This is a genomic window from Microbacterium sp. STF-2 (assembly GCF_034650155.1).
GTDB lineage: Bacteria > Actinomycetota > Actinomycetes > Actinomycetales > Microbacteriaceae > Microbacterium > Microbacterium maritypicum_A.
This window is the reverse complement of the sequence record NZ_JARKMW010000001.1, coordinates 2,237,313-2,259,449: the sequence shown is the minus strand read 5'-3', so window position 1 is coordinate 2,259,449 and position 22,137 is coordinate 2,237,313. Positions and strand designations below refer to the sequence as shown.

20 protein-coding genes are annotated in these 22,137 nt (G+C 68.8%); 14 read left to right on the top strand and 6 right to left on the bottom strand.

Annotation, left to right across the window (positions count from 1 at the left end):
• Positions 1-120 precede the first annotated feature (120 nt).
• The 4 genes from MicroSTF_RS10905 (at position 121) to MicroSTF_RS10890 (ending at position 6,094) form a co-directional block, all read left to right on the top strand.
• Positions 121-771: a hypothetical protein gene (locus tag MicroSTF_RS10905; RefSeq protein ID WP_029264845.1), complete on the top strand. Its 651-nt coding sequence runs from the start codon at positions 121-123 to the stop codon at positions 769-771.
• Positions 768-1,124 (top strand): hypothetical protein, encoded by a 357-nt coding sequence (locus MicroSTF_RS10900; RefSeq protein WP_021201588.1) that lies wholly within the window; start codon positions 768-770, stop codon positions 1,122-1,124. The genes MicroSTF_RS10905 and MicroSTF_RS10900 overlap by 4 nt, the downstream gene beginning before the upstream one ends.
• Positions 1,125-1,365: 241 nt before the next feature.
• Positions 1,366-4,569 (top strand): glycosyl hydrolase family 95 catalytic domain-containing protein, encoded by a 3,204-nt coding sequence (locus MicroSTF_RS10895; RefSeq protein ID WP_208323783.1) that lies wholly within the window; start codon positions 1,366-1,368, stop codon positions 4,567-4,569.
• A 91-nt stretch (positions 4,570-4,660) separates the two neighbouring features.
• Complete coding sequence (locus MicroSTF_RS10890; protein ID WP_029264843.1) at positions 4,661-6,094, top strand: MFS transporter; 1,434 nt, start codon at positions 4,661-4,663, stop codon at positions 6,092-6,094.
• 75 nt (positions 6,095-6,169) lie between these two features.
• Here the strand turns inward: MicroSTF_RS10890 and purB are convergent, their stop codons facing one another.
• Positions 6,170-7,552: an adenylosuccinate lyase gene (gene purB / locus MicroSTF_RS10885; protein WP_046399053.1), complete on the bottom strand. Its 1,383-nt coding sequence runs from the start codon at positions 7,550-7,552 to the stop codon at positions 6,170-6,172.
• A gap of 23 nt (positions 7,553-7,575) precedes the next feature.
• Positions 7,576-8,025 (bottom strand): low molecular weight protein-tyrosine-phosphatase, encoded by a 450-nt coding sequence (locus MicroSTF_RS10880; protein ID WP_231479804.1) that lies wholly within the window; start codon positions 8,023-8,025, stop codon positions 7,576-7,578.
• A gap of 187 nt (positions 8,026-8,212) precedes the next feature.
• Here MicroSTF_RS10880 and MicroSTF_RS10875 point away from each other — a divergent pair, with 187 nt between their 5' ends.
• Together MicroSTF_RS10875 and MicroSTF_RS10870 are read left to right on the top strand one after the other, a co-directional pair.
• Complete coding sequence (locus MicroSTF_RS10875) at positions 8,213-8,491, top strand: hypothetical protein (RefSeq protein ID WP_315068511.1); 279 nt, start codon at positions 8,213-8,215, stop codon at positions 8,489-8,491.
• 22 nt (positions 8,492-8,513) lie between these two features.
• Positions 8,514-9,830: a hypothetical protein gene (locus tag MicroSTF_RS10870; RefSeq protein WP_315068509.1), complete on the top strand. Its 1,317-nt coding sequence runs from the start codon at positions 8,514-8,516 to the stop codon at positions 9,828-9,830.
• A gap of 56 nt (positions 9,831-9,886) precedes the next feature.
• Here the strand turns inward: MicroSTF_RS10870 and MicroSTF_RS10865 are convergent, their stop codons facing one another.
• The 3 genes from MicroSTF_RS10865 to MicroSTF_RS10855 are packed head-to-tail and all read right to left on the bottom strand — an operon-like array spanning position 9,887 to position 10,850.
• Entirely contained in the window at positions 9,887-10,288 is a 402-nt protein-coding gene (locus MicroSTF_RS10865) for a phage holin family protein (RefSeq protein WP_021201595.1), read from the bottom strand.
• A 35-nt stretch (positions 10,289-10,323) separates the two neighbouring features.
• Positions 10,324-10,605, bottom strand: coding sequence for a type II toxin-antitoxin system death-on-curing family toxin (locus MicroSTF_RS10860; RefSeq protein ID WP_168436352.1), 282 nt, complete (start codon positions 10,603-10,605; stop codon positions 10,324-10,326).
• Positions 10,602-10,850, bottom strand: coding sequence for a ribbon-helix-helix protein, CopG family (locus MicroSTF_RS10855; protein ID WP_315068503.1), 249 nt, complete (start codon positions 10,848-10,850; stop codon positions 10,602-10,604). The genes MicroSTF_RS10860 and MicroSTF_RS10855 overlap by 4 nt, the downstream gene beginning before the upstream one ends.
• A gap of 84 nt (positions 10,851-10,934) precedes the next feature.
• Here MicroSTF_RS10855 and MicroSTF_RS10850 point away from each other — a divergent pair, with 84 nt between their 5' ends.
• The 4 genes from MicroSTF_RS10850 (at position 10,935) to MicroSTF_RS10835 (ending at position 15,612) form a co-directional block, all read left to right on the top strand.
• Complete coding sequence (locus MicroSTF_RS10850) at positions 10,935-12,002, top strand: histidinol-phosphate transaminase (RefSeq protein WP_322955539.1); 1,068 nt, start codon at positions 10,935-10,937, stop codon at positions 12,000-12,002.
• Positions 12,003-12,117: 115 nt separating this feature from the next.
• Positions 12,118-13,260 (top strand): thiamine pyrophosphate-dependent dehydrogenase E1 component subunit alpha, encoded by a 1,143-nt coding sequence (locus MicroSTF_RS10845; protein ID WP_029264838.1) that lies wholly within the window; start codon positions 12,118-12,120, stop codon positions 13,258-13,260.
• A gap of 11 nt (positions 13,261-13,271) precedes the next feature.
• The gene (locus MicroSTF_RS10840; protein ID WP_029264836.1) at positions 13,272-14,237 is read left to right on the top strand and encodes an alpha-ketoacid dehydrogenase subunit beta; all 966 of its coding nucleotides are present in this window, start codon (positions 13,272-13,274) and stop codon (positions 14,235-14,237) included.
• 28 nt (positions 14,238-14,265) lie between these two features.
• Positions 14,266-15,612 (top strand): dihydrolipoamide acetyltransferase family protein, encoded by a 1,347-nt coding sequence (locus MicroSTF_RS10835; protein WP_029264835.1) that lies wholly within the window; start codon positions 14,266-14,268, stop codon positions 15,610-15,612.
• Between the two features lie 127 nt (positions 15,613-15,739).
• Here the strand turns inward: MicroSTF_RS10835 and MicroSTF_RS10830 are convergent, their stop codons facing one another.
• Positions 15,740-16,960, bottom strand: coding sequence for an ROK family protein (locus MicroSTF_RS10830; RefSeq protein ID WP_029264834.1), 1,221 nt, complete (start codon positions 16,958-16,960; stop codon positions 15,740-15,742).
• Positions 16,961-17,060: 100 nt separating this feature from the next.
• Here MicroSTF_RS10830 and MicroSTF_RS10825 point away from each other — a divergent pair, with 100 nt between their 5' ends.
• The 4 genes from MicroSTF_RS10825 (at position 17,061) to MicroSTF_RS10810 (ending at position 22,004) form a co-directional block, all read left to right on the top strand.
• The gene (locus tag MicroSTF_RS10825) at positions 17,061-18,410 is read left to right on the top strand and encodes an ABC transporter substrate-binding protein (protein WP_297557534.1); all 1,350 of its coding nucleotides are present in this window, start codon (positions 17,061-17,063) and stop codon (positions 18,408-18,410) included.
• Complete coding sequence (locus tag MicroSTF_RS10820) at positions 18,407-19,345, top strand: carbohydrate ABC transporter permease (RefSeq protein ID WP_021201605.1); 939 nt, start codon at positions 18,407-18,409, stop codon at positions 19,343-19,345. Before MicroSTF_RS10825 ends, MicroSTF_RS10820 begins: the two co-directional genes overlap by 4 nt.
• Positions 19,345-20,223, top strand: coding sequence for a carbohydrate ABC transporter permease (locus MicroSTF_RS10815; RefSeq protein ID WP_021201606.1), 879 nt, complete (start codon positions 19,345-19,347; stop codon positions 20,221-20,223). The genes MicroSTF_RS10820 and MicroSTF_RS10815 overlap by 1 nt, the downstream gene beginning before the upstream one ends.
• A gap of 92 nt (positions 20,224-20,315) precedes the next feature.
• Complete coding sequence (locus MicroSTF_RS10810) at positions 20,316-22,004, top strand: alpha-amylase family glycosyl hydrolase (RefSeq protein ID WP_297557539.1); 1,689 nt, start codon at positions 20,316-20,318, stop codon at positions 22,002-22,004.
• Positions 22,005-22,137 lie beyond the last annotated feature (133 nt).

The window sequence follows — 22,137 nt, the reverse complement described above, 5'->3', positions numbered from 1 at the left end:
GCAATCGATCTGGGGAGATCAGCCGGGCTTCACGAATCCTCCCTCCGCAGGGCTCCCGGCGTTGCGGCTCCGCCGCCCCGCGTAGACTGGGAGCAACACCCCGGAGGACTCTGGACCGTCATGTCTGCCCCTGCTCGCGCATTCACCATGCGCCACGTGCAATTGCTGCGCGCTCTGTTCGCCGCAGTCGCTGCACTGATGATCACGTTCTCGTCTGATCACTCCGCCGCCGTCGGCCTGTCCGTGTTCAGCGGCTTCGTCTTCATCACCGCTCTCGTCCAGGTGCTCGCCGCCTGGCTGGTGCTCCCCGCCGGCTCACGCTGGTCGTACGTCCTGCTCGCCGCGGTCGGCGTCGTCGCCGGCATGGTGAGCGGAATCCCGGTGTGGCGTTCCGACGACCTGTTCTTCATCATCGTCTCCTGCTGGGCCATCGTCAGCGGCGGCATCGAGCTGCTCGCCGGCATCCGCTCCCGGCGCACCGGCGGCATGCTGTCGCGCGATGCGATCACCGTCGGGGGCCTGGGTGTTCTGCTCGGCGTGGCCCTGCTGCTGATCCCGGCCGGGTTCCTGCAGGAGTACACGATCGACAAGGCCGGCACGTTCGTCCTCTCCGGGATCATCCTCGGCGTCGGCATGTTCGGCGGCTATGCGGCGATCGTCGCGGTCTTCCTCGGCATCGCCGGCCTCACGCCGAAGCAGGTCGATGCCGTCGCCACGGTGTCCGAATCGAACGACAGCGCCGCCCCCGCGGAGCATGGAGGAGAGCGATGAGCGACGAGAAGCCCACCCGCCGGGACATTCTGCGGCCCCTGCACCTGCTCCTCATCGCGCTCGGCTGCGGCGTCTTCGCCATGGTCGTCACCCTGGTCTCGACCGGAGCCTTCACCGCACGCGTGAACGCGTCGATCGCCGACGGCACCTACGACGGGCTGACCCCGATCGCGCTGGGGCTCGTCGTCGGCGGTGGGGCGTTCATCGTGACGCTGCTGATCCTGGCGATGCTCATCCTCGCCGTCGATCCGTCCGACGTCACCAAGACGATCGATCGTCCGGTGCTGTACGACCCGGAGCCCGACGGGGAGAGCCCTGACTCCGAGGCTTCCGGCCGCCCGGCGTCCTCCTGACGCGCTCCGCAGGAGCGGTAGATCTGCTCGTCGACGGGACCCTCTAACATCCGATTAAAGAGCGCGTCAGGCGTTCTGAGTTGCGCGGATCTCGGGTACTTTCGGCGTACCCTCTGGACAATCGTCTCTAGACATCCGATGTCTCGTGTCGGACACTGACTTCTGACGCGCCCCGCATCCACGACCGGTTGCGAGACCGCACGGCCCCAGATGATCAACGATGCTCCGGAGGTTTGCTGTGATGATGGACCCCATTTCCCGCCGACAGGCGCTGCAGGTGGGCGGCCTCGCCCTCCTCGCCCCGCTCGTCCCTCAATTCCTGGCCGCTCGGCCTGCGGCTGCGAACGCATTCTCGGTGGACGCCGCTCTGCGCGCCGTCCCCGCCGGTGCGATCCCGCGTCCGCAGCTCTCGCCGTACGCCCTCTGGTACGCGACCCCGGCGACGAGCTGGGAGACGCAGGCGCTCCCCATCGGCAACGCGCGCCTCGGCGCGAAGTTGTTCGGGAACCCGGACGCCGAAGTGATCCAGTTCAGCGAGCAGAGCCTGTGGGGCGGCGTCAACGACTACGACAACGCGCTCGCCGGCCAGCCCGACGGAGCGTACGACACCAGCGTCACCGGTTTCGGTTCGTTCCGCGACTTCGGCGAGGTGACCGTCGCGTTCGGCGCGCGCACCGTCGTGAGCTCGCCGGGAGGCCCGTACGAGGTATCGGGTGGCGAGAGCGTCGAGAAGACCTTCGACGGGAATCCGGCCACGAAGTGGTGTCTGATCGCGCCGCCCGCCGAGGTGATCTGGCAGGCCGATCTCGCGGAGCCGGTCGCCGTCTCCTCCTACGCGCTCACGAGCGCGAACGACGTCCCCGCCCGCGATCCGCAGGACTGGCGGTTCGAAGGGTCTGCCGATGGAGCGGCCTGGGTCGCGCTCGACACGCGGGCTGAAGCGCCGTTCCCGCAGCGGCTCCAGACCAAGAGCTTCTCGTTCGCGAACACGACGGCGTACGCGCACTACCGCTTCGTCTTCGCGCCGAAGGCGGGGGTCAGTCACTTCCAGGTCGCCGAGGTCGCGCTCGGCGGGGTCGACCTCGCACAGGGGAGCGCCGTCTACGTGTCGTCGCCCAGCGGCCACGCCGACTCCCTCGTCGGCACCGTGGACGCCGACCCCGCGACCGTCTGGGCGGTTCCGTCGACCGGGTCAGGGGCGGTCTGGCAGGTCGAGCTCAGCGCCAAGCTCGCCCTGAACGGCTACGTGCTCACGAGTGCTCCCGACGCGCCGGAACAGGATCCGCGGGACTGGACGGTCTCCGGCTCGGACGACGGGCTCGGCTGGAAGACGCTCGACACGCGCACCGGGGAGACGTTCCCGGAGCGCGGCACCGGGCGGGTCTTCTCGTTCGCGAACACCACCGCCTACACGATGTACCGCATCTCGTTCTCCGCACCCGGCGCGCTCCGTCTCGGCGGCATCGCCTTCACCGGCGGTGGCTTCAGCACCGCCGGAGCCCGCGCCGTCGTCGATTACCGACGTGCACTCGATATCGCGGACGGCACCCACAGCACCCACTTCGCCACCGCACAGGGCACGGTGCTGCGTGAGGCGTTCGCCAGTCGGGATGCCGACGTGATCGCGGTGCGGTTCACCGCCGACCGCCCCGGTGCGCTCACCGCTCTCATCACCCTGGTCTCGAAGCAGGACGGCGTCGCGACGACAGTCGACGCGGGCGGCCGCCGAATGGGCTTCGCCGGAACCATGGCCAACAACCTCACGCACGCGGCCGCGGTGCGCATCGCGGAGACCGACGGAGAGGTGGTCGCCGCCGAGGGCGGACTGCGCGTCTCCGGCGCAGCGAGCATCACCCTGCTGCTCGACGCCCGCACCGACTACCGCCTGAGCGCCGCACACGGATGGCGCGGTGCGGCGCCGCAGCCGGCGATCGAGAAGGCCCTGAACGCGGCGGCCTCCCGCTCGTGGAAGAGCCTCCGCTCGGCGCACACCGCGCAGGTCTCCGAGCTCATGCAGCGCGCGAAGGTCGAATGGGGGGTCACCGACGGCGCCGTGATGGCGATGCCCACCGACCGTCGACTGCTCCGCTACGGCACGGGCGAGGCCGACCCGACGCTGGAGCAGACGCTCTACGCCTACGGGCGCTATCTGCTCCTCAGCTCGTCGAAGCCCGGCGGGCTGCCCGCCAACCTCCAGGGACTGTGGAACAACAGCAATCAGCCGGCGTGGGCCAGCGACTACCACACGAACATCAACATCCAGATGAACTACTGGGGGGCCGAGACCGCTGACCTCCCGGAGTCGCACGAGGCCCTCGCGACCTTCATCCGTGAGGTGGCCGTGCCCAGCAGAATCGCCACGCGGAACGCGTTCGGCGCCGACGTGCGCGGGTGGACCGCCCGCACCTCGCAGAGCATCTTCGGCGGCAACGCGTGGGAGTGGAACACGATCGCCAGCGCCTGGTATGCGCAGCACCTCTACGAGCACTGGGCGTTCACGCAGGACAAGAAGTACCTGCGCGATCTGGCCTACCCGCTGATCAAGGAGATCTGCCAGTTCTGGGAGGACCAGCTCAAAGAGCTCCCCGACGGCACCCTGGTCGCGCCGATGGGCTGGTCTCCCGAGCACGGCCCGCGCGAAGACGGGGTGATGCACGATCAGCAGATCATCTGGGACCTCTTCCAGAACTACCTCGAATGCGCGAAGGCCCTCGGCGTCGACAAGAAGTACCAGGGGACGATCGCCGACATGCAGCAGCGCCTGGCTCCGAACAAGATCGGCCGCTGGGGGCAGCTCCAGGAGTGGCAGACCGACCGCGACGACCCGAACGACATCCATCGGCACACCTCGCACCTGTTCGCCGTGTACCCGGGACGCCAGATCACCCCGGATACTCCGGAGCTCTCGGCGGCGGCACTGGTCTCACTCAAGGCGCGTTGCGGAGAGAAGGAGGGCGTGCCGTTCACCGCTGCCACAGTCTCGGGCGACAGTCGCCGTTCCTGGACCTGGCCGTGGCGCGCGGGACTCTTCGCGCGCCTGGGCGACGCCGAGCGGGCAGGCATCATGGTCCGCGGCCTGCTCACGTACAACATCCTGCAGAACCTGTGGGCGAACCACCCGCCGTTCCAGCTCGACGGCAACTACGGCATCGTCGGCGCGATCGCGGAGATGCTCGTGCAGAGTCATGGCGACGTCATCCGGCTGCTGCCCGCCGTCCCCGCGGACTGGGCGGTGAGCGGATCGTTCGCCGGGCTCCGCGCACGGGGCGGATACCGCGTGGACTGCACGTGGCGGGACGGGAAGGTCGTCGCCTACGACGTCGTCGCCGATCGGGCACCGAACATGAGCAACGTGATCGTGGTCGTGAACGGAGAACGTCGCAAGGTGAAGCCGGGCAACCCGAAGAACGGCAAGCCCATGCGCGACCTCGGCCCGGCGCACTGACCCCGGCGGCACCGACGTCGGAGGGCGACGTCGGTGCCGCCATCCCGCATGAATCCGGAATACCGCTGCGGTTGATCGGCTTGTCCCTGTAGTGACTGCCTCCGTCGACCGCGCCTCCATCGGACTCCGGTCGGAGCGGGGCCCCATTCTCGGCGCGCTCATGCTGGCCACCGGCCTGATCGCGATCGACGCCACGATCCTCGCGACCGCCGTGCCCAGCATCGTCCGCGACCTCGGCAGCTACCAGCAGTTCCCATGGCTGTTCTCGGTGTACCTCCTGGCACAGGCCGTGAGCGTCCCCATCTACTCCCGCTTCGCGGACACCGTCGGACGCAAGCCGATCATCCTGCTCGGCATCGCCCTGTTCCTGCTCGGCTCCATCCTCTGCGGATTCGCGTGGAGCATGCCCGCGCTGATCGTGTTCCGCATCATCCAGGGCATCGGCGCCGGTGCCGTGGCACCGATGTCGATGACCATCGTCGGCGACATCTACACCGTCGCCGAACGTGCCAAGGTGCAGGGATACGTCGCGAGCGTCTGGGCGATCTCGTCGGTCGTCGGCCCGGCGCTCGGGGGGATCTTCGCGCAGTTCGACGCCTGGCGGTGGATCTTCTGGATCAACATCCCGCTCTGTCTGATCGCCGGATGGATGCTGCTGCGCAACTACAAGGAGCAGAAGCAGACCCAGAAGCACAGCATCGATTACGGGGGAGCGGTGCTGCTCACGATCGGGCTGACCGCGCTCATCCTCGGCATGCTCGAGGGCGGGAACGCCTGGGCGTGGCTGTCGGTGCAGAGCGCCCTCTGCTTCGGTCTGGGAGTGATCGCGCTGATCGCCTTCGGGTTCGTCGAGCGCCGCGTCGCCGAGCCGATCGTCGACCTGCGCCTCGCGGGTCGACGGCTCATCCTCACCACCACGATCGTGTCGCTCGGTGTCGGCGCACTGATGCTCGGTGTCACCAGCTTCGCTCCGGCCTACCTCGAAGGGTCCACCGGCATCGCCCCGTTGCTCTCCGGTCTCGCGGTCGCCGCTCTGACCCTCGGCTGGCCGCTCGCCGCCGCGAACGCGGGACGCCTGTACCTGCGCATCGGCTTCCGCCGCACCACGTTGATCGGCATGAGCATCACGACGGTCGCCGCCATCGCCCTGGCCTCGGTCGCCTCGTGGCCGAATCCGTTCGTGATCGCCGGCATCGCGTTCCTCTTCGGCTTCGGGCTCGGATGGAGTGCGGCGCCGACGCTGATCGCCGCGCAGGCCTCGGTCGGCTGGGGCGAGCGCGGGGCGGTGACGGGTATGAACGCGTTCGCGCGCTCGGCCGGGAGCGCCGTCGGCGTGGCCGTGTTCGGGGCGATCTCCAATGCCGTGATCGCGCAGGGCGTCGGTCCCGACGATCCCGGCACGATCATCCATGCGTCGGTGTGGGTGTTCGTCGCGGTCGCCGTGACCGCGGTGCTCACCCTGCTCGCCGCCGTCTTCATGCCGAAGGACAGTGTCGAGGAGCACTCCGGAGAGTCGGCCCCCTAGCCCGCGTGCCTTCCTGACCCGTGCACTCGTCGATCGTGACGGCGACTGGGTGAGGAGTCGGGCTCAGCCTCGCGGCTACTGCGCGAGCTTCTCTGCGATACCCGTGTACGTCGCCGGGGTCAGCGCGAGCAGGCGCTGCTTGGCGGCGTCGCCGATCTCGAGACCCTGCACGAACTCGGCGAGGTCGGCCGCGCCCACCCTGTGGCCGCGCGTCAGCTCCTTGAGGAGTGCGTACGGATCGGTGATCGTGGAGCGTCCGGCGACGACCTCGGCGCGGATGACGGTCTGGATGGCCTCGGCCAGCACCTCCCAGTTCACGTCGAGGTCGGCGAGCAGCACGTCGCGCGACAGCGAGATCGCGTTCAGGCCGCGGCGCAGGTTGTCGAGCGCGAGCAGCGAGTGCCCGAAAGCCACGCCGATGTTGCGCTGCGTGGTCGAGTCGGTCAGGTCGCGCTGCAGGCGGCTGGTGACCAGCGTCTGGCCGAGCGATGCGAGCAGGGCGCCCGAGATCTCGAGGTTCGCCTCGGCGTTCTCGAAGCGGATCGGGTTGATCTTGTGCGGCATCGTCGACGAACCGGTGGCCCCGGCGACCGGGATCTGCGCGAAGTAGCCGAGCGAGATGTAGGTCCAGATGTCGGTGGCGAGGTTGTGCAGGATGCCGCCGGCGTGACGCACGCGGTCGTACAGCTCGACCTGCCAGTCGTGCGACTCGATCTGGGTAGTGAGGATGTTGAAGCCGAGCCCCAGGCCCTCGATGTACTCGCGGGCGATGGTCGGCCAGTCGGCGTCGGGGTCTGCGGCCAGGTGCGCAGACCAGGTGCCGGTCGCGCCGGAGAACTTGGCCAGGTAGTCGGAGGCGGCGATCTGACCGCGCACCCGCTCGAGGCGCCAGGCGAACACCGCGAGCTCCTTGCCCATCGTCGAGGGCGTCGCGGGCTGGCCGTGCGTGCGCGAGAGCATCGCGGCGTCGGCGTGCTCGACGGCGAGCTCGCGGAGCTTCGCGATCACGGTGTCGAGGGCCGGGAGCCAGACCTCCTCGACAGCGCGCTTCACGGTGAGGGCGTAGGAGGCGGAGTTGATGTCTTCACTCGTGGCCGCGAAGTGCGTGAGTTCGGCGATGCCGTCGAGTCCGAGCGTCGAGAGTCGATCGCGCACGAGGTACTCGATCGCCTTCACGTCGTGCTGGGTGACGGCTTCCTTCTCGGCGAGCCAGTCGATCTCGGCCTGACCGAAGTCGCGGTAGAGGGCGCGCAAGCGCTCCTTGTCCGACTCCGGCAGCGGCGAGGTCTCGAACAGCGAGCGGTCGGTGAGGGCGATCAGCCACTCGACCTCGACCTCGACGCGCGCCCGGTTCAGGCCGGCCTCGGACAGGAAGTCGGCGAGACCGGTGACGGCGCCGCGGTAGCGACCGTCGAGCGGGCTCAGGGGCTGCGGCGGGAGCGAAGGCTGGAAAGTCAGGGGAGTCCTCCTGATCGGGCCCCTCAGATGCGGGGCGTGCGGGGGAGACGCAGAGCGGGTTCGAGCTGGCGGAACAGGCCCCGAGTCGCCGCCTCAATCATACCGAGCACGGAATCGAACATCTCCGCGCCCGCGTAGTAGGGGTCGGGCACGTCATGGGTCGTGGCGTTCGGGTCGAAGGCGAGAAGCAGGGTGACCTTCCCCTCCTCGTCCTCGTCGTGCGCCCATTCCCGCAGGATGCGCTCGTGCGTGCGATCGAGGGCCACGACGAGGTCGTTGTCCGCGAAGGCCGCGGCGGTGAACTGGCGGGCGCGGTGCTGGGAGCCGTCGTAACCGCGACGGGCCAGGGAATCGATCGTGCGGTGGTCGGCGCGCTCGCCGAGATGCCAGTCGCCTGTTCCGGCGCTGCGCGAGACGATGCGCGGGCCGAGTCCCTGCCGCTCGGCGAGGTCGCGGAAGACGACCTCGGCCATGGGAGAGCGGCAGATGTTCCCCGTGCAGACGAAGATCACGCGGAAGGGATCCGGGGATGTCACACCTACATTCTGCCCGGCCGCGGGCCTCCTGCACAGCGCGCACCGCCTCGCGCGATCCTCTGCACACCCTGACCGGGCATCCATCTCTCCACCGTTCGCGGCGATCGGGCCGGGCGAGAAGCCCGTGATCCCGGAAGCTGGGGCCATGTACTCGTTCGTCAACATCCTCGATGGCGGCTCCGCGCACCTCGGCGACCTGCTTCTCGCCTCCCAGGAGATCGGAGAGGCGATCTCCACGCTCGAAGAATCCGGGGCGACTCTGGTCGCGCTCACCGATCGCTCCGACTGGCAGTCCGAGGGGTTCCGCGCGCTGAACGCGTTGCTCGAACGGCTGCGCGACGACACCGGAGTCGAGATCGGACACCTCTCGGTGCGGAGATGGGAACTCGGCGGGGCGGTATGAGCGGCGTAATGAGGGCGGCGGAATGAGCATGGTCGCAGGCAGGGAACCGTCGGCGGATGGCGGGGGATTGAGCATCGATCACGGCGGGGCGATCGCCGTCGACACCGAGCAGCTGCGCGATCTCGGGGCACGGATGCGATCGGTGGCGTCGGAGTACGACCACGCACGCGCCGCGGTCCGCCGGGCACACGCGCTCATCTCCTCGGCGCCGGAGACCGGTTCGGGAGTCGATGTCGGTGCACTGCAACGGAGTGTCGAGCGGATCGATGAACTGTGCGTCGAGATCGAGAACGCCTGCACGGGAACCCTGGTGATGGCTGACGCGTTCGAGGTGGTCGAGCTGCGCGCGCAGGCGGAGGCGCTCGCCCTCACCGATGCCGCGGCGGCGAGCGCCGTGCAGGCGCGCGCCGACCGGCTCGTCGCCGATGACGAACGGATCGGGACCATGGCCGAGTGGCTGGTGGCCGGCTGGAAGGAGCGGCGATTCGAGGGACTGGGCGAGCAGTACGACCTGGCGGGGGCGCTCCCGCCGCTGTTCCTCGCCGGGGCGATGGTGGGCGTCGCATCCGGGCTCGGCACGGTCCGGCCGGGGATGACGCTGGCGGGGAAGGCCGATCCCGTGCAGGTCACGCCCGTGAAGACGTCGGCTCCGAATGCGCCTGCCGGCCTCGCTGCGGCATTCCGTCGCATACCGGGAGCGGCCTCGCAGGTCGCGGTCGAGAAATACACGATGGTCGGTGGGGCGACCCGGTATGTGGCCTACGTCGCCGGGACTCAGGAGTCCCTGCCGTGGCGGTCGGGGAAGTCCGAGCCGTGGGACATGAAGTCGAACATCGAGCTCTATCAGGGCCGCGCATCGGCGTCGTATCAGGCCACGGTCGACGCGTTGGGCGCGGCGGGGGCGAGGCCGGGGGATCAGGTCGACGTGGTCGCGCATTCGCAGGGCGGGATGATCGCCGCCCATCTCGCGATGGAGAGCGATTTCGAGGTGTCGATGCAGCTGACCGCGGGGAGCCCGACCGAACCGACGCTCGGAGAGGATCAGACCCTGGTCCAGCTCCGCCACACCGACGACGTCGTCTCGGCGCTCGCCGCCGGGGGCTCCGCGGCCGGCACGGGATCCCCCGACAGCTTCACGGCCTCGCGCGAAGGGGATCCGCACGACGGGATGCAGGATCTGCAGTTGCAGACCCACCATCTCGAGACCTACATCGAGACAGCGGAGATGGTGGATGCGTCGGGCGATCCCCGCGCCGAGGCTCTCGACGACTACTGGGACGAGCTCGGCCAGGCGGTCGAGGTCGAGCGGACCGAGTACCACGCCGAGCGAAAGGGGTGATGACCGACTTCGAGATCAGCCGGCTGCTTTTCGAGCGGCGGGAGGAGCGCGCTTTCTCAGTCGCGGCGGCTCTTGCTCTGCGGGCGCAGGATGAAGCCGAAGATGCCGTTGATGATCGAGATGATGAGCGCGGCCACCACGCCCCACCAGAAGTCGCCGACCGTCAGGCCCCAGCCGAAGCCACTCGTGATCCAGGCCGTCAGCCACAGCAGGAAGCCGTTGATCAGGAACCCGATCAGCCCGAACGTGATGATGTAGAGCGGGAACGCGACGATCTTCACCACGGTGCCGATGATCGTGTTCACGAGGGCGAAGATCGCGGCCACCGCGAGCAGGGTCAGCACCAGCTGCAGCGTCTCGCCGGGTGGGAAGGCGGTGATCACGACCTGCAGGGCGGGGATGAGCGTGACGACCCAGAGGGCGAAGGCGTTGACGACGACGCGGATGATGAAGCGCATAGTCCGACCAGTGTCCCACGGACGCCCGCGAGATGTCAGCGCGCCGTGTCTTCCCGGATATGGGCGGCAATGACCTGCGCGATCTGCTTCAAGTCCAACCGACTCTGTGCGACGTCGAGGACGAAGTCGAATGCCTCGTCGTTCGTGAACGTCGGCTCGTAGCCGTTGAGTCGGATGAAGATGAAGGTGAGGCAGAGCGAGATGCGCTCGTTACCATCGAACAGCGCGTGGTTCTGAGCTACCGAACTGTCAGCGCGGCGGCCTTCGCTTCGAACGTCGGGTACGCGTCGGCGCCGAACATCCCTGCGGATGGTCAAGCGAGCGCGGAGAAGAGCAGTCCTTCGTCGCGGACGTGCAGGCCGAGCTTCGCGATCAGGGCGAGGGCCTGGTAGCGCTCGGTGATCTCGTCCGCGATGGAGAGCACGCGATCCGTCTTCGACTCGCTGTTCGCGAAGCTCGTCGCCGCCTCGATGATCACCGCGTGCTTCGAGGTGTGCCGGGCGCGCGCGATCGCCTCGAGCTGAGCATCGAGTTCTTCCGGAAGTCGCACCGTCATCGCCATACCGGAATGGTACGACCGCGAATCGGTCGTCGACAGGGGAGAAGCCGCCGGGGAAGAGCCTGCTGCCCTCGTAGACTCGACCTCGTGACCGAGCCGATCCTGCCCCGCATCCGTCCCGCCATCGCCGCTCTCGCGCCGTATCGTCAGGGCAAGCAGGCAGGGCCCGATGCGTTCAAGCTGTCGAGCAACGAGAACCCCTTCGATCCGCTGCCCTCGGTGCTCGAAGCCCTGCAGAGCACGACGCCGATCAACCGCTACCCGGATGCCACCGCCGGCCGCCTGCGCGCGCGTCTCGGAGCCCGTTACGGGGTCGAGCCCGACCAGGTGCACGTCGCTTCCGGCAGCGTGTCGATCCTGCACCAGCTGATCCTCGCGACCGCATCGGTCGGCGATGAGGTCATCTACGCCTGGCGTTCCTTCGAGGCCTACCCGAGCCTGCCGCTCGTGGCGGGCGCGACCGGGGTGCAGGTTCCGCTCACCGCCGACTCCCGCCACGACCTCGACGCGATGGCGGACGCCGTGACCGACCGCACCCGTGCGATCATCCTGTGCACGCCCAACAACCCGACCGGTCCGATCATCACGTCAGCCGAGTTCACCGCCTTCGTCGAGCGCGTCCCGAACGATGTCCTGATCATCCTCGACGAGGCGTACGCCGAGTTCGTCACGGCGCCCGACGCGGTCGACGGTCTCGCCGAGCGCGTGTTCGAGCAGCACCCGAACGTCGTGGTGCTGCGCACCTTCTCGAAGGCCTACGGCCTCGCCGGCCTCCGCGTCGGCTACGCGATCGGCCACGAGAAGGTGCTCGACGCCGCGCGCACCACCGGCATCCCCCTCTCGGTCACGTCCGCCGCCGAGAACGCCGCGATCGCGAGCCTCGACGCCGAGCCCGAGCTGCTGGAGCGTGTTGCCGTGATCGTCGAGCGACGCGTCCGCCTGGTCGAGGGCCTCCGCGCACAGGGCTGGGACGTCCCCGACTCCCAGTCCAACTTCGTCTGGCTGCCCGCGGGAGAGCGCACCGACGAGGTCGCTGCGGCCTTCGTCGAGAACGACCTCATCGTCCGGCCGTTCTCGGGGGACGGCATCCGCATCTCGGTGGGCGAGGAGGGCTCCATCGCCCGCGTGCTCGAGGTGGCCGCTTCGGTCCGCTGAGCCGTCGCCGCACCGGCCCGGGGCGGTTTTCCGCGGTTTTCTCCGGGTTCCGGGCAGTTACAAGGGCGTCCTAGGTATGCGTGACGACGCATGCGGGCGCGGGTAGCGTGAGAGCGTGACCACCTCCGAGACACCCCTTGTGAGCGTTCTGGACGAGACCGGACGGTACGCCCCGTCGGCCGCCGCAGAACGGTACCTTCCCCTGATCGAAGCGATCGGCGACGCCGAACTCGAGCAGTTCTACCGGGACATGGTCGTCATCCGCGCGATCGACACCCAGGCGACGAACCTGCAGAGGCAGGGGCAGCTCGCGCTGTGGCCGCCGAGCCGGGGGCAGGAGGCGGCGCAGGTCGGCTCCGGTCGTGCGGCCCGTGCGCAGGACACGATCTTCCCTTCGTACCGCGAGCACGCGGTGACCCGCATCCGCGGCGTCGACCCGGTCGACATCATCAAGCTGATGCGTGGTGTCTCGCACGGCGGGTGGGACCCCACCGACCCCAAGAACGGCAACACCCGGCTGTACACCCTCGTGCTCGGGTCGCAGGTGCTGCACGCGGCCGGCTACGGGATGGGTCTCGCGTTCGACGGCCGCACCGGTACAGGCGACCCGGACCGCGACGAAGCGGTCATCGTCTACTACGGCGACGGTGCGTCCAGCCAGGGAGACGTGCACGAGGCGATGGTCTTCGCCGCGAGCTACCAGGCGCCGACCGTCTTCTTCCTCCAGAACAACCACTGGGCGATCTCCGTGCCTGTCTCCACGCAGTCGCGTGTGCCGCTGGTGCAGCGCAGCGCGGGCTACGGCATCCCGAGCGTCCGGGTCGACGGCAACGACGTGCTGGCCAGCTATGCGGTCTCCCGCACAGCTCTCGACGAGGCCCGTGCCGGTAAAGGTCCGCAGGCGATCGAGGCCGTCACCTACCGGCTCGGCGCGCACACCACCAGCGACGACCCGACGAAGTACCGCGGCAGCGACGAGGAGCAGTACTGGGCCGGTCGCGACCCCATCGTCCGGATGCGCGCGTTCCTCGAAGGACGCGGTGCCTCGGCGCAGCTCTTCGCCGACGTGGAGGCCGAGGCGGCGGATGCCGCGGAGGATCTGCGCGCCCGCACGGTCGAGCTGGGGCCGCCCAGCCCGGACAAGATGTTCGACCACGTGTACAGCGAGCCGCATCCGCTGATCGACCAGCAGAAGGCCTGGCGCGCGCAGTACGAGGCGTCGTTCGAAGACGCGTCGCTCGAAGGAGGAGCCCGGTGACTCTCGAGACGATGCCGCTCAGCAAGGCGCTGAACGCGGGTATGCGCAAGGCGATGGAGAACGACCCGAAGGTCCTGCTCATGGGCGAGGACATCGGCAAGCTCGGCGGCGTCTTCCGTGTGACGGAGCACCTGCAGCGCGACTTCGGCGACCGCCGGGTGCTGGACACCCCGCTGGCCGAGTCGGGCATCGTCGGGACCGCGATCGGCATGGCGATGGTCGGGTTCCGTCCCGTCATCGAGATCCAGTTCGACGGCTTCGTGTTCCCCGCGTTCGACCAGATCACCACCCAGCTCGCGAAGCTCACCAACCGGCACGAGGGCGCCATCAGCATGCCCATCGTGATCCGGATTCCCTACGGCGGGCACATCGGCGCGGTCGAACACCACCAGGAGAGCCCCGAGGCGTATTTCGCGCACACCCCGGGTCTGCGGGTGGTCTCGCCGTCGACGCCGAACGACGCGTACTGGATGATCCAGGAGGCGATCGCCTCGAACGACCCGGTGATCTTCATGGAGCCGAAGAGCCGCTACTGGCAGAAGGGCGAGGTCGAGCTCGATTCCTCCGCCGTGCCGCTGCACTCCTCACGTGTCGTGCGCACGGGCAGTGACGTGACCCTCGTCGGCCACGGCGCGATGGTCACCACCCTCCTGCAGGCCGCGGCGCTCGCCGAAGCCGAGGGCACGAGCTGCGAGGTCGTCGACGTGCGCTCGCTGTCGCCGGTCGACTACGAGCCCATCCTCGACTCGGTGCGCAAGACCGGACGCATGGTCTACGCGCAGGAGGCCCAGGGCTTCGGAAGCATCGGCGGGGAGATCGCGGCGACCGTCATGGAGCGCGCGTTCTATGCGCTCGAAGCTCCAGTGCTGCGCGTCTCCGGTTACGACACCCCGTTCCCGCCCGCGAAGCTCGAAGGCGCATATCTCCCGGATGCCGACCGCATCCTCGAGGCCGTCGATCGCTCACTCGCCTACTGACATCCCCGCTCGGCCGAAAGGACTCGTCATGAGCACGCAGAACTTCACCCTCCCCGACGTCGGGGAAGGCCTGACCGAGGCCGAGATCGTGGCCTGGAAGGTCGCCCCCGGCGACACGGTCGCGATCAACGACGTCCTCTGCGAGATCGAGACGGCCAAGTCGCTCGTCGAGCTGCCGTCGCCGCACGCGGGTGTGGTGGGCGAGCTGCTGGTCGAGGAGGGAACGACGGTCGAGGTCGGCACGCCCATCATCACCTTCGTGACCGAGCCTGCGGCGGGTGCAACGGCCGCTCCCGTCGCCGTGGCTCCCGCCGCAGAAGAGGGCGGCGGATCGGTGCTGGTCGGCTACGGCACGGGCGGCGGCGCCACTTCGCGTCGCAAGCGCCCGGCCGAGCGTCCGGTGCGCTCGTCGGTGGGCGTGATCGCGAAGCCGCCGATCCGCAAGCTCGCGCGCGACCTCGGCGTCGACCTCACCACGGTCGCCGCGACCGGTGCCGACGGCGAGGTCACCCGGGACGACGTCATGAAGCACGCGTCGCAGGCGAGCGTCTTCCGCAACATCGAGACTCCCGAGTGGGGAGCCGTGCGCGAGGAGACCGTGCCCGCACCGCAGGCTGCACCGGCAGGGCTCGCGCGAGGGCTCACTCCGACCCAGCCTTCGGCCGCCGGCGACGACCGCACCGAGTCGATCCCGGTCAAGGGTGTGCGCAAGGCCACGTCTTCAGCGATGGTGCAGAGCGCGTACTCGGCCCCGCACGTGACGGTCTGGAAGGAGATCGACGCGAGCCGCACGATGGAGCTCGTGAAGCGTCTGAAGGCCTCGCCCGATTACGCCGATATCCGCGTCTCGCCGCTGCTGATCATGGCTCGCGCCGTGATCTGGGCCGCCCGTCGCACGCCGATGGTGAACGCGGCCTGGATCGAGACCGAAGCCGGTGCGGAGATCGCCGTGCGCCACTACGTGAACCTCGGGATCGCCGCCGCCACCCCGCGCGGCCTGCTGGTGCCGAACATCAAGGACGCGCAGGACCTCGGCATGAAGGACCTGGCGCGGGCTCTGAACCGTCTCACGCTCACGGCGCGCGAGGGCAAGACTCCACCGGCCGATCAGCAGGGCGGCACGATCACGATCACGAACATCGGTGTGTTCGGGATGGATGCCGGCACGCCGATCATCAACCCCGGCGAGGCGGGCATCGTGGCGATGGGCACCATCAGTCAGAAGCCGTGGGTCGTCGACGGCGAGGTGCGTCCTCGTTGGGTGACCACGGTCGCAGGGTCGTTCGACCACCGCGTGATCGACGGCGACGGCATGAGCCGCTTCATCGCCGACGTCGCCTCGGTCCTGGAGGAGCCCGCGCTGCTCGTGGACTGACCCCGCGTCGGTCAGCGTCAGATCAGGCGAACGCGCCGGATCATGCCGATCCGGCGGCAGGTTGCCGGTTCTCGCAAGATGGCCTGATGTCGAGGCGGGGGCGCGCAGGGCGGCGCCGGATCCCGCGTCAGGCGCTCGCGCGAAGGCGCTCCTCCGCCAGACGCGGCACCGCGTGCTCCCTCGCCGCCTTCCGGGCGGTCGCCACGGCTCCCCGTGACACGACTTCGGCCCCGAGCGTCGACGCGAGGATCTCCGGCGCCGGCAGGTGCAGCTCTTCGGGGAGGATGCGACGGGCTGCGGTCAGCACGGGCTCGATGCTCTCGGCGACCGCTCCGCACACGATGACGCGCGCCGGGTCGTACATGCTGCCGAGCACGCCGACGATGCGGGCGACGGTGGCCCCGACGCGCGAGGTGACCAGCACGGCGTCCGGATCGCCGGAGGCCGCGAGGGTCAGGACCAGACGGGGGTCGATGCGGTCGGCCTCGACGAGCCGGCCGACGGTGCTGTCGCCGGCGATCTCCCCGGAATCCACGGCTGCACGCACCTGATCCTGCACGGCGTAGCGGAGCCCGAACGCCGAACCCACACCCACGATGTGGTCGAAGACGACGCCCTCGCCGACACCGCCGTGCGCACCGTGCAGCACATGGCCGTCGACCACCACGCCGCCGCCGAACCGTTCGCTCGCGAGCAGCGCCACGTAGTCGCGGCATCCGATCGCCGCGCCCTCAGCGCCCTCGGCGATGGCGGCGAGTTGCGCGTCGTTCTTGATCTGCACGACCGGGGCCCAGTCGCTCAGTGCCTCGGCGAGTCCAGGGTTGGTCCGTTCCCAGAAGCCGTCCGGGTGAGGTGGGGAGATGCCGTCGCGGTTCACGGGCGCCGCGACGCCGACGCACAGCGCGAGCACCTGGTCGCGCGTCACCTCGGCCTCGGCGAGCGCATCGTCCAGGCGCTCCAGTATCGCCGTGCGCCGCTCGGGCGCCGACTGCCCCGGCTCGAACTCCACGCGGTGATGCACGAGGGTCCGATCGAGGGGGTCGGCCACGGTCACGGCGAGGTGGGTGTCTCCCGCGTCGACACCGATCACGACCCCGAGATCGGGGGCGAGGACGAAGCGACGCGAGGGGCGGCCGGAGCGGTAGGTGCCCGCGGCGCGGGCGTTCGGCAGCTCGCGCAGCACCTCGGCCCCGACCAGCGTGTCGATGGCGTCGATCGCGGTGGAACGGGTCAGGGAGGTGCCGGCCATCGCCTCTGTCGCGGTGAACTCGCCGGCGGTCCAGGCGAAGTCGAGGACGGCACCGACGCTCGCGCGTCCGGTTCCCAGGTCTGCGGAGACTTCTGTCATGGCCCTTGACCTCCCTGTCCTCCAATGAGAGAGTACCGTTCGATAGAGTAAATTCGCTCACTAGATTTAGTGCAGGAATTTATATGACGGAAGGACGACGGTGTCTGAGAGACGAACACGCGCGGTGCGAGCGGCGGCCGCGGCCCTGGGGGTCACCCTGGTCGGCACAGCCCTCGCGGGTTGCGCCGCCGACACGGGAGCGGAGACCATCCGCTTCACCTTCAGCAAGCGCGAGGCGATCGAGTTCATGACCGCCCTCGTCGCCGAGTACAACTCCTCGCAGAGCGACGTGAAGGTCGAGATCGACACCTCGGGCGTCGATGTCGTCTCGGCGAGTTTCGTGCGGGGCAACCCGCCCGACATCATGCTCGCCAACTACAACTACGAGATCGCCCGGTTCGTGCAGCGCTGCGCGCTCACCGATCTCGCAGGCACCGACGCCGCCGCGGGCATCCGCGACGACCTGCAGCCGCTGATGGACCAGTACGGGTCCTGCGAGGGCCGCACCAGCGCCCTCCCGTACTCGGTGATGGCCGCGTCCGTCATCTACAACAAGGAGATCTTCCAGGCGCAGGGGCTCGAGGTCCCGCAGACCTGGGACGAGCTGCTCGCGGTGTGCGACCAGCTCAAGGCCGCCGGCATCGATCCGTTCTACGGCACGTTCAAGGACGACTGGACCGTGGGCCAGGGGTGGTACGACTACACCGCGGGCGGCTCGGTGGACGTGATCGATTTCTTCGATGCCCTCGCTGATGAGGGCGCGGACGTCGGTCCCGACTCCGCGGTCTCGTTCTCGAAGGACTTCGCCGAGCCGATGGACAAGATGATGCAGCTCGCGAACGACTACACCAACGCGGATGCGCCGAGCCGCGGCTACGGCGACGGCAACCTCGCTTTCGGCAAGGGCGAGGCCGCGATGTACCTGCAGGGCCCGTGGGCCTTCAGCGAGATCGCGAAGACCGCACCCGACCTGCAGTTGGGCACCTTCCCGCTGCCGATGACCGACGACCCGGCCGACCTCGGCGTGCGCGTCAACATGGACCTGGCCGCGATGATCCCCGAGGGTTCTCGCCATCAGGAGGCCGCCCGCGACTTCCTCGAGTTCCTCTACGAGCCGCAGAACATCGCGGAGTACAACGCCTCGCAGCTCGGCTTCACCCCGACGAAGGGTGCTCCCGCCCCCGACGACCCCCGCATCGAGGGGATGGTCGAGTACTACGACAACGGGCAGATCTACCAGGGCCCGTCGGTGCTCGTGCCCAAGACGCTTCCGATCATGAACTACGCGCAGGCGATGGTGCTCGGCGCCTCTCCGACCTCCATCCTGCGCACGATGGACGCGGACTGGGCCCGCATCGCCTTCCGCGCGCCGATCCCGTCGACGAAGGACGCCGCGTCCGCTTCCGGCGCCCCATCCGCTTCCGGCGAGACAGAGGAGTCCGCGCCATGAGCACCACCACCCCCACCACGCCCGGTGACAGCACGACCCTCATCGTCACCGGCGGCGACCGGAAGCTCCGGCGGCACACGCGTCGCGTCGAGCCGATCTACTACCTGTTCCTGCTGCCGACGCTGGTGCTCTTCACGCTCGCGATCACGGTTCCGGGAGTCATCGGCATCTTCTTCAGCTTCACCGACTCGATCGGCATCGGGGAGTGGAGCTTCAACGGACTGACGAACTACATCGCGCTGTTCAGCGATCCGTCGATCCTGCAGAGCTACCTGTTCACCTTCGGGTTCTCGATCGCCACGGTGATCGTCGTCAACGTGGTCGCGTTCCTGCTGGCGGTCGGGCTCACCTCGCGCATCCGCTTCAAGACGGGCCTGCGCACGATCTTCGTGATCCCGATGGTGATCTCGGGCATCATCATCGCCTACGTCTTCAACTTCCTGTTCTCGAACTCGATCCCCGCGGCTGGCGCGGCGGCCGGCATCCCCTGGCTCGAGACGAGCCTGCTCGCCAACCCCGACCTCGCCTGGATCGCCATCGTCATCGTCACCGCCTGGCAGGCCGTGCCCGGCACCCTGCTGATCTACATCGCCGGCCTTCTCTCGGTTCCCGGCGAGGTGTACGAGGCGGCGAGCATCGATGGCGCCAGCAAGGCGCAGCAGCTCACCCGCATCACGCTCCCGCTCGTCGCGGGCTATGTGGTGATCAACGTGATCCTCGGATTCAAGGGGTTCCTGAACGCCTACGACATCATCGTCGGCCTCACCAACGGTGGTCCCGGAACCTCCACCCGCAGCGTCGCGATGACGATCATCGCGGGCTTCAACGGCGGCGACTACGCCTATCAGATGGCCAACGCGACCATCTTCTTCATCGTCGCCGTGCTCATCTCCCTCCTCCAGCTGTCGCTGACGCGCGGAAGGAACGCACTCTGATGTCGACGCAGACACTCACCACCGTCCCCACCTCGGGCAAGAAGCCGCGCGTGCGCATGGAGCGCGTCAACTGGTCGGGCACGATCATCCTGATCCTGTGCGCCGTGACCGTGCTCCTGCCGCTGTACGTGACCATCTCGATGGCGCTCAAGACCACGGGTCAGGCGGTCGACGGCAATGCCTTCTCGCTGCCGGCCCCGTTCAGCGTCGACGGTTTCGTCGAGGCGTGGACGCTGACGAAGTTCCCCGTCGGTGCGGGCATCTCGCTACTGGTCACCGCCGGCACCGTGATCGCGACGATCGTGCTGGCGGCCTTCGCCTCTTACGCCATCGTGCGCAACTGGGACCGTCGGCTGTTCCGCTACTCGTTCTTCTACCTGCTCGCGGCGATGTTCATCCCGTTCCCGGTCGTGGCTCTGCCGCAGATCCAGCTCACCGGACGCGTCGGGCTCGACAACCCGTTCGGCGTGATCATCCTCGCGACCATGTTCCAGCTGAGCTTCAGCGTGCTGCTGTTCACCGCGTTCCTGCGCTCGATACCGATCGAGCTCGAGGAGAGCGCGCGCATCGACGGAGCCACGACCTGGCAGACGTTCTGGAAGCTCATCTTCCCGCTGCTCGCCCCGATGAGTGCGACGGTCGGCATCTTCGCCTTCCTCTACGCCTGGAACGACTTCATGATGCCGTCGCTCATCATCGCCGATCCGGCGCTGCAGACGCTGCCGGTGCGGCAGAACCTGTTCCAGAACCAGTTCAGCAACAACTACAACGTCGCCTTCGCCTCGTACCTCATGGCGATGGCGCCCGCGATCGTGGCCTACCTGTTCACGCAGCGGTGGGTCATGGAGGGCGTCACCCAGGGCGCCGTCAAGGGCTGACCGCCGCACCGCTCGAACCGCTCGAAGCCACCGAAGAACCCGAACACTCGAAGCCACCGAATCACCGGAAACACAGAAGGAGTCCTCCCCTCATGACCGACGCGCTTCTCGCCGAGACCCGCACCGCCGAAGACGCCGCGTGGTGGCGTCAGGCCGCCGTCTACCAGATCTACCCGCGCAGCTTCGCCGACGCGAACGGCGACGGCATCGGTGACATCCCGGGCATCGTCTCCCGGGCCGACTACCTGCAGGGCCTCGGTATCGATGCGGTCTGGCTCAGCCCGTTCTATCCGTCCGCGCTCGCCGACGGCGGATACGACGTCGCCGACTACCGTGACGTCGACCCGCGGCTGGGCACCCTCGCCGACTTCGACGACATGGTCGAGGCGCTGCACTCCCGCGGCATCCGCGTGATCGTCGACATCGTCCCGAACCACTCGTCCGACCAGCACGAGTGGTTCCAGGAGGCGCTCGCTGCGGGGCGCGGCTCGGCGGCGCGCGACCGGTACATCTTCCGCGAGGGCACCGGACCCGACGGCTCCGAGCCGCCGACCGACTGGGACTCGGTGTTCGGCGGCAGTGCCTGGGAGCGCGTGGAAGACGGGCAGTGGTATCTGCACAACTTCGCCGTGGAGCAGCCCGACCTGAACTGGGACCACCCCGAGGTGCGCGCCGACTTCCTGAAGACGCTGCGCTTCTGGTCGGACCGCGGTGTCGACGGATTCCGCATCGACGTCGCCCACATGCTCACGAAGGACCTCAGCGAACCGCTGCCCTCGCGTGCCGAGCTCGACGCGATGGACCGCACCTCGGGCACGCACCCGATGGTCGACCGTGACGACGTGCACGAGATCTACGCCGAGTGGCGTGCGGTGTTCGACGAGTACGACCCGCCGCGCACCGCCGTCGCCGAGGCCTGGGTGGAGACGCCGGAGCGCCGGGCGAAGTACGCGTCGGCCGAGGGGCTCGGGCAGGCGTTCAACTTCGATCTGCTGGTCGCCGACTTCGACGCCGCGCAGTTCCGCAGCATCATCGCCGACAACCTGCAGCAGGCGGCGGCGACCGGATCGTCGACCACCTGGGTGCTGTCGAACCATGACGTCACCCGCCATGCCACCCGCTACGGGCTCCCGGCACTGAACGGCCGTCCGGTCAAGCAGGGCACCGAGTGGGTGAAGGCCGGCGGTCCGGCGGACGCACTCGACCGTGAGGGCGGGCTCCGCCGGGCGCACGCGGCCACCCTGCTGCTGCTCGGCCTGCCTGGCAGCACCTATCTCTATCAGGGGGAGGAGCTCGGTCTCCACGAGGTCGCGCAGATCACGCCGGAGCAGCGTCAGGACCCGGGCTTCTTCCGTGGTGCCGAGTTCGACGGCCTCGGTCGGGACGGATGCCGCGTGCCGCTGCCGTGGACCGCTGCGGGATCCTCGTACGGATTCGGGGCCGCAGGCGCGCACCTTCCGCAGCCGGAGTGGTTCGCGCAGTATGCGGTCGACGTCGAGGCGGCGGACCCGTCGTCGACGCTCTCGCTGTACCGGGAGGCCCTGCGCCTGCGGCACCTGCTGCAGACCGGCGAGACCCTGGAGTGGATCGAGACCGGCCGCGACGATGTGCTGCGCTTCGCCCGCCCGAACGGCTGGCAGGTGGTGTCGAACTTCGGCGCCGCGCCCGTCGACCTCGGTGCGGATGCCGCCGACGTCGTGCTCGCGAGTGCTCCGCTCGAGGGCTCGACGCTTCCCGGCGAGGCCACGGTCTGGATCGCGCCGGCCGAGCTGCGCGCCTGAGCTCCCGCAGCTGCGAAAACAGAGACGATTCGCGTCACGCGCGGGGTGTTGATCACCGACACCCCGCGTGAACGTCGAATCGTCTCCGTTTTGGCAGGCAGGCAGGTTCGTGGGCAGCAGGTTCCTGGCCAGG